The organism is Haliovirga abyssi, from assembly GCF_030295325.1.
Taxonomy (GTDB): domain Bacteria; phylum Fusobacteriota; class Fusobacteriia; order Fusobacteriales; family Haliovirgaceae; genus Haliovirga; species Haliovirga abyssi.
Genome location: NZ_AP027059.1, coordinates 1 through 13777 on the forward strand (window position 1 = coordinate 1; position 13777 = coordinate 13777).

Consider the following 13777-nt stretch of genomic DNA (forward strand, 5'->3'; position numbering starts at 1 on the left):
AGTATGTTGAAAAGTGGAAAAGTAATTAAATCTGTTGAAAATATTTATTTTATGTGATATAGTATTGTGGATAAATTGACTATTGGAGGGACTTTTGCGAATGGAGGAAATGAATGCTGTAGAAGTGTGGAAAAGAATACTTAAAATTTTAAAATGGAATATTAATGAAACAGATTATAATTCTTGGATGTTAAATGTAAAGCCAATTGATTTAACAGAAGATAAATTAATTCTTGAAGTTGATAATAAATTTATAAAAGATAGAATTGAATCTAAATTTAAAGAGAAAATTATTGAAATATTAAATGAAATTTTAATTTTAAAAGGGTATAAAGATTTAGAGTTTAGAATTAAAGAAAATGAAGATAATAAGCTTTTTTTTCAAAAAGAAGAAGAACCAATAAAGCAAGAAAAAAAAGAATCAAAACAATCTAAACAATATAAAATTCAACAAAATTTATTTAGTAAAGGTTATTATAATCTTAATGATAAATATTTATTTAATAATTTTATTGTTGGAAAAAGTAATGAATTTGCACATGCTGCCTCAGAAGCAGTAGCAAATGCACCAGGAAAAGTATATAATCCTCTTTTTATATATGGAGGAGTTGGGTTAGGAAAAACTCATCTTATGCATGCTATTGGAAACAGTGTACTAAAAAATAATAGTAATAAAAAAGTTTATTATTGTTCTTCTGAACAATTTACTAATGATTTAATAAATTCATTAAAAAATGATAAAATGATGGAATTTAGGAGTAAATACAGAAAATTAGATCTTTTATTAATAGATGATATTCAATTTATCGCAGGTAAAGATAGTACACAAGAAGAATTTTTTCATACTTTTAATGAGTTACACCAAGCAGGAAAACAGATAGTTCTTTCTAGTGATAGACCTCCAAAAGAGATTGATAATGTGGAAAAAAGGCTTGTTTCGCGATTTGAGTGGGGACTTATTGCAGATATACAACAGCCGGATTATGAAACTAGAGTTGCTATTTTAAGTAAAAAAGCTGAAATGGAAAATATTAAAATATCAAAAGAGGTATTAGAATTTATAGCAGAAACAATAAATTCTAATATTAGAGAATTAGAAGGAAATTTAAATAGAATAGTAGCAAAAGCTTCAATTTTAAAAAAAGAGATAAATATAGATTTAGTAAAAGATGTCTTTTATGATGTTGTAAAAAGAAATAATAAAGTAGTTAATAAAGATAAAATAATAAAAGTTGTTTCTGAATATTATGAAATTTCTATTGAGGATATGATATCTTCAAAAAGAAAAAAAGATATTGCTAAATCTAGGCAGGTTGCTATGTATTTGTTAAGAGATATATTAAGTGAATCATTTTCAGCTATTGGTGGTATTTTTGGTGGTAAAGATCATACAACAGTAATGCATAGTGTTAGTAAAATTGAAAAAGATATGAAAGAAAATAAGTATTTTGAAAAAGATATAATGAGTTTAAAAGAGAAAATTTTAAATAACTCAAATTAATTTAAGAGGAGAAAAAAATGGAAATTATTGAAATTTCAACTGAATATATAAAATTAGACCAATTTTTAAAATGGGTAAATATTGTAGGTTCTGGAGTAGAAGCTAAATTTTTAATAAAAGAAGGTCAAGTAAAAGTAAATAAAGAAGTTGAATTAAGAAGAGGAAAAAAATTAAGAGATGAAGATATTATAGAGATAGATAAAAATATTTATAAAATAAAAAGGGTTTAAGAACGTTTAAAAAATAATGTTCTCATTATTTTTTAGCTATTTCTAAGGAGGAACAATTGCAGCTTTTAGATGTTTACTTGTTAAATTTTAGAAATTTAGAAGAAATTAATTTATCTTTTGATAAGGGAATAAATCTTTTTTATGGAGAAAATGGACAAGGAAAAACGAGTTTTATAGAAGCACTTTATTTTAATATTACAGGGAAAAGTTTTAGAACAAAAAACATATCTGAAATAGTAAAATACAGTAAATTAGATTGTGGAATTTTTTTGAATTTTTTGGATATTTATGGAGAAAAAAGTTTAGCTTTAAAATATGAAAAAAAACATAAAAAATACTTTTATAATAAGAAAAAAGTAAATTATGATGAATATATTGGAAAAGTAAATGTAATTTCATTTATACCAGAAGATATTGAACTAATAAATAGTTCTCCCTCAACTAGAAGAACTTATTTTGATTATGAAATATCTCAATCAAATTATAACTACTATTTAGAATTAAAAGAATTAAACAAAATTTTAAAAGTTAGAAATAAATTTTTAAAAGAAAAAAATATAAAAAATGAGATGTATAATATTTATAATGAAAAATTTATAGACATTTCAGCAAAATTATTAATAAAAAGAGAAGATTATATAAAAAAATTATCAATATTACTTAATTTAAATTATAGGAAGCTTTTTAAATCGAGTTCGGAATTAAAGTTGATTTATAAGCCATTTATAGATAATATTGAAAAAAAGAGTTTAGAAGAGATTAAAGAAAAAATAAAAGATAAATCTCTAAAAGTGCAAAAAAAAGAGTTGATTTATGGATATTCTCTTGTGGGACCTCAAAGAGATGAATATGTATTTAATTTAAATGAAAAAGATGCAAAAAAATATTCATCACAGGGAGAAAAAAAATCTATTATATTTTCTCTTAAAATATCTGAAATAGATTTAATTGTGAAAGATAAAAAAGAGTATCCTATATTTTTATTAGATGATGTATCTTCATATTTTGATTTAATGCATAAAGATAGTATTTTAAACTACTTTTTTAATAAAAATATACAAGTATTTATAACCTCAACTGAAAAATTAGATATAAAAGGGAAAAAATTTTTAGTAAAAGAGGGGAAAATTTATGAATAAGCCTGTAAAATTAAAAGAGGTTATTGAGTCAAAAATAAAAAATAATGTTTTTTATAAATTAGAGTTTTTAAAAATTAATTGGGTAGATATTGTAGGAAAAAACTTAGCTAAAAAAAGTTTTCCTCTATTTGTAAAAGAAGATGTTTTAATAATAGGAGTTACAAGTAGTATATGGTCTCAACAAATGTTATTTTTGAAAAATCAGATAATAAAAAATAGTAATTTAAAACTAAATGGAGAATATATAAAAAACATTAGATTTAAAGTTTCTAAATATGAAAAAACTATTAATTATATAGAGAAAAAACAAAAAGTAAAAAGAGAAAAAATTGATTTTAACAATATATCTATACAGCCATTTGAAATCAAACAATTGAAAAAAGCTATAGAATTTATAAAAGATGATGATATAAAAAGACACATATATAAAGTATCTGTTTTAAATAAAAAAAGAGAAAAATATTTATTAGAAAATGGATATAAAAAATGCGAAAAGTGTGGAGAATTATTTGTTGGAGAAGGAAAAATTTGTATTTTGTGTAAAAATGATATTCAAAAAGAAAACAGGAGAAGAATTTATAATAAAATAAAAAACAATTTATTAATAACATATACAGAAATGAAATATGAAGAAAAATATTTAACTAAAATAGAATTTGAAGATATTAAAAATAGAGTTAAAGATGGAATATATAGAGAAATATTAATAAATATAAAAGAATTAAAATATAAAAAAGCTAGAGATTTATTAGAAAAATATTTTATATTAGATAGTGGAACAGATAATAAAAGAGTTATTTTTGAAAAAATAGATATGTTTTTTCAGAGTTTCACGTGAAACATCATCAGGAGGTAAAGTGTATATATACTTGGAAAATAATTTTTTTATTCCATTAAATGAAATTATCGCAATTGTAGATTATGAAAAATTTACAGAGTCAGAAAATGGAAAAGATTTTTTTGAAATAAACAAAAAAAATATAATAAATATTTCAAAAAATAAAAAAAGTATGGTTATAACAGATACTTATTCTTATGTTAGTTCATATAGATTAAGAGCTTTATATTCAAGAGGTAAAGAGTTTGAAAGATTAAAAACAGGAAAAGTAAAATAAGTTAGGAATGTTATTTTTAAGCAGTTTATTAGAAAAAAGTATTTTGGAGGGAAATTATGACAAATTATACAGCAAAAGATATAACTGTACTTGAAGGATTAGAAGCTGTAAGAAAAAGACCAGGAATGTATATTGGATCTACGTCAATAAGAGGATTACATCATTTGGTTTATGAAATTGCAGATAATAGTGTGGATGAAGCATTAGCAGGATATTGTAATAAAATATCAATAAAAATATTAGAAGGTAATGTAATAGAGGTAGAGGATAATGGAAGAGGAATTCCAGTAGATATGCATCCAAAACATAAAAAATCAGCTCTTGAAATTGTAATGACAATATTACATGCTGGAGGAAAATTTGAACATAAAGGCTATAAAGTATCAGGAGGACTTCATGGAGTTGGAGTTTCTGTTGTTAACGCATTATCATCAACCTTGGAAATAGAAGTAAAAAGAGACGGGAAAATATGGTATCAAAAATATCATGAAGGAAAGCCAGAAGAACCTGTAAAAACTATAGGCGACACTAATAGAACAGGAACAAAAGTTAAATTTAAAGCAGATGACACAATTTTTGAAAGTTTGGAATATGAATTTGATGTGTTATCAAATAGATTAAAAGAATTAGCATATTTAAATAGAGGATTAAAAATATCTATAGAAGATCTTAGAGAAGGAAAAAAGAAAAAAGAAGTTTATGAATTTGAAGGTGGAGCTGTAGATTTTGTAAAAGAGGTAGTAAGTGGAGAAAAAACGATAATAACAAATCCTGTAAGTATGATAGGAGAAGAATCGGGAGTATATGTTGAAATAGTTTTAACATATATAGAAAATCAAAAAGAAACGCTTTATTCATTTGTTAATAATATAAACACTCATGAAGGCGGAACGCATGTAAGTGGATTTAAAACAGCTTTAACTAGAGTAATAAATGATATTGCAAGAACAACAGGATTATTAAAAGAAAAAGATAGTAATTTTGTAGGGAATGATGTAAGAGAAGGAATAGTTGCTATAATTAACACAAGAGTTCCGGAACCTCAATTTGAGGGACAAACAAAAACTAAATTAGGAAATTCAGAAGTTACAGGAATAGTATCTTCTATTATTACAAATAAATTAAAAGAGTATTTAGAAGATAATCCAACTGATGCAAAAGTGATTGTAGAAAAAATATTAATATCAAAACGAGCAAGAGAAGCAGCTAAAAAAGCAAGAGAATTAGTAATTAGAAAAAGTGCTTTAGAAGTGGGATCTCTTCCAGGAAAATTGTCTGATTGTTCTTCAAAAGTACCAGAAGAATGTGAAGTATTTATAGTGGAAGGAGATAGTGCGGGAGGTTCTGCAAAACAAGGAAGAGATAGAAGATTTCAAGCAATATTACCTCTTAGAGGAAAAATTTTAAATGTAGAAAAAGCAGGAATAAATAGAGCTTTGGAAAATACAGAAATTAGAGCAATGATTACTGCCTTTGGAACAAATATAGGTGATGAGATTGATTTAGAAAAATTGAGATATTATAAAATAATTATAATGACCGATGCCGATGTAGATGGAGCTCATATAAGAACTTTAATGCTTACTTTTTTCTATAGACATTTAAGAGAATTAATAGATGAGGGACATATTTATATTGCACAACCACCATTATATAAAGTTACTCAAGGGAAGAATTTTTCATATGCATATTCTGATGAAGAGTTGGAAGAGATAACTTCAGAACTTGGAGATAAAAAATATACTCTACAAAGATACAAAGGACTTGGAGAGATGAATCCTGAACAATTATGGAGTACAACAATGGATCCAGAAAGCAGAAGTTTATTAAAAGTAACATTAGAAGATGCAACTTATGCAGATAAATTGTTTAATGTATTAATGGGAGATAAAGTTGAACCAAGAAGAAAATTTATAGAAGAGCATGCAACATATGTTAAAAATTTGGATATTTAGGAACGGCTTAAAAATAACCTACTTATTTTGTTTTAAAATATGCAACGTATCAAGCATTTTTAAAACAAAATATTAGGAAATTAATTTTTTAAACGTTCTTTAGGAACGGCTTAAAAAGAAGCTACCTATTTTGTTTTAAAATACGCAATGTATCAAGCTAAGAACTGGGCTTGCCAACGGCAAGCCCCTACAGTATTAATTTGTTTTATAATGTAGAGGTTTTACCGTTGGCAAATCCGATATAAAATTATAAATTATCGTTAATTTGATGACATTGGGATTTAGATGAGGTCTGAAAGAAGATAGAATGAATATAAATAAAAAGCATAAGTTTTTTTATGAATTAATTTATGTTTTTTATTTAAGAGGAAAGTATAAATTTATTCAGAAAATAGGCTACACAGTTTTTTGAAACATGTGATTTTTCAAAGTAAATAAGAAAAATTAAATAATATTGAATTAATAAAAAATAGTAATGGTGAACAGCCGTTTACCATTACAGATGATATATTTTAGAGAGGGGATTTACAAATGGCAAAAGAGACTCAAATTTATATAGAGGACGAAATAAAAAATTCATACTTGGATTATTCAATGAGCGTAATAGTAAGTAGAGCTCTTCCAGATGTAAGAGATGGATTAAAGCCGGTACATAGAAGAATACTTTTTGCAATGAATGAAATGGGAATGTTTCACGAGAAACCTCACAAAAAAAGTGCAAGAATAGTCGGAGAAGTTTTAGGTAAGTATCACCCACATGGAGATACTGCTGTATATCTTACAATGGTAAGAATGGCACAAGATTTTAACTATAGATATATGTTAATTGATGGGCATGGAAATTTTGGTTCTGTTGATGGTGATAGTGCGGCAGCAATGAGATATACAGAAGCACGTATGTCAAAAATAACAAGAGAACTGTTATTAGATATAGATAAAAATACTATTGATTATAGAAAAAACTTTGATGACAGTTTAGATGAACCTATTGTTTTACCAGGAAAACTTCCAAATTTATTATTAAATGGAGCGGCAGGGATAGCTGTTGGAATGGCAACTAATATACCACCACATAATCTAGTTGAATTATCAGATGGAATTATTGCTACAATAGATAACAGAGATATAGAAGATGATGAATTAATCAAGATAGTAAAAGGGCCAGATTTTCCAACAGGTGGAATAATAAATGGAGTTTCTGGAATAATTAGTGCTTATAAAACTGGTCGTGGAAAAGTTAAAGTTCGTGGAAAAGTTAAAATAGAGGAGATAAGATCAGGAAAAGAAGCTATAATTATAAATGAACTACCTTACCAAGTAAATAAAGCTAGATTAATAGAAAAAATAGCTAATTTGGTAAAAGAGAAAAAAATATCTGGAATTACAGATTTAAGAGATGAATCTGATAGAGATGGAATAAGAATAGTAATAGAATTAAAAAAAGGTGAAATTTCAGAACTAATTTTAAATAAATTATATAAATATACAGAACTACAAAATACCTTTGGAATAATAATGTTAGCACTTGTAAATAATGTTCCTAAAGTATTAACTTTAAAACAAATATTAAATCATTATTTAGATCATAGATATGAAGTAGTAGTTAGAAGAACAAAATATGAACTTGAAAAAGCTGAAAAAAGAGCTCATATATTAGAAGGGTTTAGAAAGGCATTAGATAACATAAGTGAAATTATAAAAATTATAAGAGGTTCAAAAGATGCAGCAACTGCAAAAGAAAGTTTAATAAAAATTTTCGAATTTACTGAAATACAAGCAAAATCAATTTTGGATATGAGATTACAAAGATTAACAGGATTAGAAAGAGATAAAATAGAAACAGAATATAAAGAATTGTTAAAGGTTATAGATGAATTAAAATTCATACTAGGAAATGATTCAAAAGTATTTGAAATTATAAAAGATGAAGTTATAGAATTAAGAGATAAATATGGAGATAAAAGAAGAACAGAAATAAGAGCAGCAGCAGAAGATATACTTTTAGAAGATTTAATAAAAGATGAAGAAGTAATAGTTATGATGACAAATAAAGGATATATAAAAAGAATAGGATTAGATAAATATAAAGCTCAAAATAGAGGTGGAAAAGGTGTATCATCTCACAATGCGGCATCAGAAGATTTTGTGGAAAATATGTATTTGACTAAAAATTTAGATAGTTTATTAATTTTTACAAATAAAGGAAGAGCTTTAAGTTTAAAAGTATATGAAATACCAGAAAGTTCTAAAAAAGCAAGAGGAAAACTAATAAATAATTTAATAAACTTAACAACTAATGAAAAAGTAAAAGCAGTGTTAAAAGTAAGAGAATTTGAAGAAAATAAAAATATATTTTTTGCAACAAAATCTGGAGTAGTAAAAAAAGTTAGTTTAAATAAATTTAAAAAAATAAGTAAGGCAGGACTAATTGCAATAAATTTAAAAGAAAATGATAATTTGATATATGTTGGAGTGGCTAATGGAGATAATGACATATTTTTAGCAACTAAACAAGGGTATTCAATAAGATTTAATGAATCAGAAATAAGAAGTATGGGAAGAACAGCTACAGGAGTAAAAGGAATAAATTTAAGAAAAAATGATGAGGTAGTTTCTGGACTAGTAATAGAAAATCCAGAAGCAACAGTATTAACAGTAACTGAAAATGGAGCTGGAAAAAGAACGAAATTAAAAGGATATAGACTACAATCTAGAGGTGGAAAAGGATTAATAAATATGAAAATAAATCCAAAAACTGGAGATGTTGTAGAGGTAAAAGGTGTTACAGATAGTGATGAAATAATGTTGATTAGTTCTAATGGTATAGTAATAAGAACAGCAGCAGATACAATATCTACAACTGGTCGTTCAACACAAGGTGTAAGAGTTATGAAAGTTGATGAGAATGAAAAAGTTGTATCAGTAATAAAAAGACATAAAGACAAAGAGATAGAATCAGATATAGAAAGTGGAGAAGAAGAGTAATCTTCTTCTTTTTCTTTGTGGAAAACAAATTTTATAGTCGTGTTTTCCACAATTGTTAATAAAAAAGCCTATTTTTTCAAAAAGTTTTCCACTTTTCCTCATAGTTTCCCACAATTATATAATAATTTGAATTTTTTTAAGAAATAGAGTTATACACATAGGAGATAAATTAAAAAATTTTATTTTAAGTAAGGAACGTTTAAAAAATAATTTTTATATATTTTGTTATAAAAACGCTTGAAACGTTGCATACGTTGGGCGTAGTTTTTTATGTGGTTTTCATAAAAGAACCTTGAGCCTTTTAAAACAAAACAGGTAAGTTATTTTTAAGCCGTTCCTAAGTAGAAAAGTATAAATTTATTTTGAAAAATATGTAGTATTGTTGAAATATCCTAGATTGAGAAAATTTTCTTTTTATTAAAAACGGTATTTAGGTTACTTATAGAACATTATTTACGGTTTGCGTAGCATAAATTTGAAAAAAGTTATAAAATCCGAAAATAACCTTTGAATTTTTTTTGATTTTGTAGTATAATAATTGAAATTGGAAAATACTAAACTAAATGAGAGGTGAAAACATGGCAAAAGTAGTTTTAACAGATATGGAAAAAACATATCCAAATGGATTCAAAGCAGTACATGGGCACAATTTAGAAATAAAAGATGGAGAATTTATGGTATTTGTAGGGCCATCAGGTTGTGCAAAATCAACAACATTAAGAATGATAGCAGGATTAGAAGAGATAACAGGAGGAACAGTAGCAATAGGAGATATAATAGTAAATGAGTTGCCACCAAAAGATAGAGGGATAGCAATGGTGTTTCAAAATTATGCCTTGTATCCACATATGAACGTATATGATAATATGGCATTTGGGCTAAAATTAGCAAAAACACCAAAAGAAGAGATAGACAAAAGAGTAAAAGATGCAGCAGAAATATTAGGAATAACAGATCTATTAGATAGAAAACCAAAAGAGATGTCAGGAGGACAAAGACAAAGAGTAGCAGTAGGAAGAGCAATAGTAAGAGATCCAGAGGTATTTTTATTTGATGAACCATTATCAAACTTAGATGCTCAATTAAGAGTACATATGAGAGTAGAGATAACAAAATTACATAAGAGATTAGGAACAACAATGATATATGTAACTCATGATCAAGTAGAAGCAATGACAATGGGAGATAGAATATGTGTAATGGAGTTAGGAGTAATAAAACAAGTAGATACTCCATTAAATTTATATAATAAACCAGAAAATAAATTTGTAGCAGGATTTATAGGAAGTCCATCAATGAATATAGTAGAAGCAAAACTAGAAAAAGATGGAGATACAACATATGCGGTAACAGAACATATGAAATTAAGATTACCAAAAGAAAAAGCAGACAAAGTCCAAAGTCATATAGGAAAAGAAATATGGTTTGGGATAAGACCAGAACATATAGGAAGTCATGAAACACATCCAAACGAAAAAGATAATTATGTAAATTCAGAAATATATGTAGTAGAACAGATGGGAAATGAAGTATTTGTATATTTCACACCAGGAAAGAATCAATATATAGCAAGATTAGGAAGTGAAGGAGTAACAGTAAAATCAGGAGAAAAATATGAAATATGGTTTGATACAAGTAAATGTCATATATTTGACAAAGAGACAGAAGAAAATATAAGTTTATAAGAAAGGTGGTGGAATTTTTGTCTTCAAAATTTACTGAATTAATAGAAAGCATAAATATTTTTAATAAAATAGAAAGAAGTTCAGGTTATATGTGGTTAACAGGAGCTATTTTAAGTTTTATTGTTTTTATATATGGACTTGTTTTGTTAATAAAAGGAGTTATGTATGGAAATGGAGCAGGAACATATAAAATAGCGGGATTAAAATTAACAGCACCAGCAATGGGTTTTATCTTGATATTTATAGGATTAATAGTTTTATTTATAACAATAACACAAACAATTCATAATTCAAAAGAGGAATTTAAACGAAAATATAATAATTTAGGAACTGCATATGTATATACATCTCCAGCTATAATAGGAATGGTTGTATTAGTATTTTTTCCTTTAGTATTTGGAGTATGGGTAGCATTTACAAATTATAGAATAGATATACCATTGGCAAAGGCTAATTTTCCAACATTATCAAGATTTTTGGATGTTTTTACAAGTAAAAATAGTGATTTTAGAGATATATTTTTTACAAATATATGGTGGACAGTTATAAATATAGTTTTAGCAGTATCTTTAGGAGTTATGTTAGCATTAATATTGAATAGAGAAGATATGAAATTAAAAAAAGTGTATAGAACATTATTAGTTTTGCCTTGGGCAGTACCTAATTATGTAACAGCACTTATGTGGAAAGCGATGTTTCAAAAAGAATTTGGAGCAGTAAATCAAATATTATCGCCAATATATGCAATGCTGCATATGGACAATTTACAGTGGCTTTCGAAATCATTTATAAGTTTGAAATTTTTAGATCATATACCATATTTAGGGTCACTTCTAATAGATGCAATTGGATTAAAAGGATACCTTGTTTCTTTACCATTTATTGCAGTAGTAATAGTAAATGTATGGCTAGGATTTCCATTTATGATGATAGTGGCTTTAGGAGGGTTACAATCAATATCTAAAACTTTTTATGAAGCAGCAGAGATTGATGGAGCTACAAAATTTCAAATGTTTAAATTTATAACAGTACCACTACTAAAACCAACAATGATACCAGCTATAATATTAAGTATAATATGGACTTTTAATCAATTTAATGTAATTTATTTGATTACTACAAATGATAAAATGTCATTATTGGTTGTAAGTGCATATAGAGAAGCTTTTGAAAAAGGAAGATATTCTTACGCAGCAGCATATTCTGTAATTATATTTATAATTTTAGCAGCATATAGTATATTTACAATGAAAGTGTCAAAAGCTACTGAGGAGGTGTATTAATGGCAAACAAAAAATATACTAAAAAACAGTTTATTAGAAGTTTAATAGTAGTACTAACATCTCTTTTAATAGCTGTATTATTTACAGGATGGTATAGTAATTACGCAAAAAAAACAGTAATAACAAGTGTAACAAAATCATCAGAATTTTTTAGTAAAAAAATAGTGGAAGATATAAATAAAAAATTTGCTAAATCAAAAAGAATAATATTTATAAGAGCGAAAAAAATAATAGATCCTAAAAGTTTATTTAAGTATATTCCAGAAGGTAGAAGCGATATAAGTAAATTAAGTGTTGCTTCAATTGCAATATGGAGCAAAAAAGATGGAAAAATTGTAAATGAGATACATACAATTAGTAGTTTAAATAGAAAAAATTTATATGGATTAAGAAAAGGAGAAACATTAAATAAAAATAATGTAAAAAACTATTTTGAATCAAAAATAGAAAATAGCTGGATTGAAAATAATTTTGATAAGATACAAGAAAATCAATTTGTAGTTGAAAACATAAATGGATTTCTTAAAAATAAAAAAAGAAATAATCTTCATACAGTTAGAAAATTTAATTTAAAAGGAAAAGATTATTTATTAGATATACAATATTCAAAGAGATCAATTGTTTCAAATAGAATAACAAAGAAAATTCAAACAGAAGTAATAGTTATAATATTTATATATCTTTTATTTTTATTGGTATATTCTTTAATAATGGATAGGAATTTATTAATGCATGTACTGGTTCTTTATGTATTGGTTTTTACAACGTATCCATTAACATGGGTAATATCTCTTACGTTTAAAAGCAGCAATTCAATGGGAGGTACAAATCTAAACCCTATACCTAAAAATGCTACATTAGATAATTATAAAGCAGCATTATTAAATCTAAAAAAAGTAAAAGAGGAAGGAATCGTATTAGATAAAAATAATAAATTGTTTATAGGACAAGAAGTAATTGTAGATGGAAAAGGAGCAATGATAGAAGCTAAAAATATAAAATCTGTGTACAATGTATTTGATCCTAATTCAACTAATTTATTAAAAGATGTAAAATTTGAAGTAAAAGAAAAAGATACAAAAGTTACTTATAATGGAAAAGAAAAAATTATAAAACAAGATGCTTATTATTTAAGGTTAAATAAAGTATCTGAGTTACCACAAGATATGCAAATATATAATGTAGAATATTATACACATATTAATTTTTTATTTTTATCAGGAATATTCAATAGTTTGTTTATAGCTATATTAACGGCATTAATAGGAATGATATTGTCATCAGCGGCAGCATATGCTTTTTCTAGATTTAGATTTCCAGGAAGAGATGGTTTTATGATGTCATTTCTAGTAACTCAAATGTTTCCTGGAACAATGATGTTGATTCCTTTGTATATAATATTTTCCAATTTAGGATTTATAAATACATTTAAAGGATTAATATTTGCATATTCAATAACGGCATTGCCATTTAATATATGGAATTTAAAAGGATTCTTTGATACAGTACCAAAAGAATTAGAAGAAGCAGCATTAATAGATGGATGTTCAGCTTCACAAACATTTTATAAAATAGTGTTGCCATTATCACTGCCTGCATTAGCAATTTCGGCTCTATTCTCATTTATGGGAGCTTGGAATGAATATATAATGGCAGCAACATTTATGAATACAGAATCAAAATATACAATACCAGTAGTAATAAAAATGTTAGTAGGTTCAAATAGTGTAAATTGGCCAATGTTTGCCACAATGGCAGTATTAGTATCAATACCAGTAGTAATAGTATTTTTAATGAGTCAAAAATATCTTGTAGGAGGATTAACTGCTGGAGGAGTAAAAGGATAATTTTAGAATAGAGATATATACAGAAATAAAAAAATTG

10 protein-coding genes are annotated in these 13777 nt (G+C 25.8%); all 10 read left to right on the forward strand.

Annotated features, from left to right (window positions below):
• Nucleotides 1-100: 100 nt before the first annotated feature.
• The 10 genes from dnaA (at nt 101) to RDY08_RS00050 (ending at nt 13740) form a co-directional block, all read left to right on the forward strand.
• Complete coding sequence (gene dnaA / locus RDY08_RS00005; RefSeq protein WP_307904391.1) at nt 101-1501, forward strand: chromosomal replication initiator protein DnaA; 1401 nt, start codon at nt 101-103, stop codon at nt 1499-1501.
• 17 nt (nt 1502-1518) lie between these two features.
• Complete coding sequence (gene yaaA, locus RDY08_RS00010; RefSeq protein ID WP_307904392.1) at nt 1519-1731, forward strand: S4 domain-containing protein YaaA; 213 nt, start codon at nt 1519-1521, stop codon at nt 1729-1731.
• Between the two features lie 56 nt (nt 1732-1787).
• Nucleotides 1788-2870 (forward strand): DNA replication/repair protein RecF, encoded by a 1083-nt coding sequence (gene recF, locus RDY08_RS00015; RefSeq protein WP_307904393.1) that lies wholly within the window; start codon nt 1788-1790, stop codon nt 2868-2870.
• Complete coding sequence (locus RDY08_RS00020) at nt 2863-3708, forward strand: DciA family protein (protein WP_307904394.1); 846 nt, start codon at nt 2863-2865, stop codon at nt 3706-3708. The genes recF and RDY08_RS00020 overlap by 8 nt, the downstream gene beginning before the upstream one ends.
• A gap of 19 nt (nt 3709-3727) precedes the next feature.
• Entirely contained in the window at nt 3728-3985 is a 258-nt protein-coding gene (gene remB, locus RDY08_RS00025; protein ID WP_307904395.1) for an extracellular matrix regulator RemB, read from the forward strand.
• Nucleotides 3986-4041: 56 nt separating this feature from the next.
• Complete coding sequence (gene gyrB, locus RDY08_RS00030) at nt 4042-5940, forward strand: DNA topoisomerase (ATP-hydrolyzing) subunit B (RefSeq protein WP_307904396.1); 1899 nt, start codon at nt 4042-4044, stop codon at nt 5938-5940.
• 531 nt (nt 5941-6471) lie between these two features.
• Complete coding sequence (gene gyrA / locus RDY08_RS00035) at nt 6472-8925, forward strand: DNA gyrase subunit A (RefSeq protein ID WP_307904397.1); 2454 nt, start codon at nt 6472-6474, stop codon at nt 8923-8925.
• 578 nt (nt 8926-9503) lie between these two features.
• Nucleotides 9504-10610: an ABC transporter ATP-binding protein gene (locus RDY08_RS00040; protein ID WP_307904398.1), complete on the forward strand. Its 1107-nt coding sequence runs from the start codon at nt 9504-9506 to the stop codon at nt 10608-10610.
• Nucleotides 10611-10627: 17 nt separating this feature from the next.
• Nucleotides 10628-11893, forward strand: a complete 1266-nt coding sequence (locus tag RDY08_RS00045) for a carbohydrate ABC transporter permease (RefSeq protein ID WP_307904399.1) — start codon at nt 10628-10630, stop codon at nt 11891-11893.
• Nucleotides 11893-13740 carry a sugar ABC transporter permease gene (locus RDY08_RS00050; protein ID WP_307904400.1) on the forward strand — a complete coding sequence of 616 codons (1848 nt, stop codon included), beginning with the start codon at nt 11893-11895 and terminating at the stop codon, nt 13738-13740. Before RDY08_RS00045 ends, RDY08_RS00050 begins: the two co-directional genes overlap by 1 nt.
• Nucleotides 13741-13777 lie beyond the last annotated feature (37 nt).

What these genes read in the sequence shown, in the direction of transcription:
- RDY08_RS00020 (WP_307904394.1), top strand. Translation starts at nt 2,863, where the DNA reads ATGAATAAGCCTGTAAAATTAAAAGAGGTTATTGAGTCAAAAATAAAA.
- gyrA (WP_307904397.1), top strand. Translation starts at nt 6,472, where the DNA reads ATGGCAAAAGAGACTCAAATTTATATAGAGGACGAAATAAAAAATTCA.
- RDY08_RS00050 (WP_307904400.1), top strand. Translation starts at nt 11,893, where the DNA reads ATGGCAAACAAAAAATATACTAAAAAACAGTTTATTAGAAGTTTAATA.
- gyrB (WP_307904396.1), top strand. Translation starts at nt 4,042, where the DNA reads ATGACAAATTATACAGCAAAAGATATAACTGTACTTGAAGGATTAGAA.
- RDY08_RS00040 (WP_307904398.1), top strand. Translation starts at nt 9,504, where the DNA reads ATGGCAAAAGTAGTTTTAACAGATATGGAAAAAACATATCCAAATGGA.
- dnaA (WP_307904391.1), top strand. Translation starts at nt 101, where the DNA reads ATGGAGGAAATGAATGCTGTAGAAGTGTGGAAAAGAATACTTAAAATT.
- yaaA (WP_307904392.1), top strand. Translation starts at nt 1,519, where the DNA reads ATGGAAATTATTGAAATTTCAACTGAATATATAAAATTAGACCAATTT.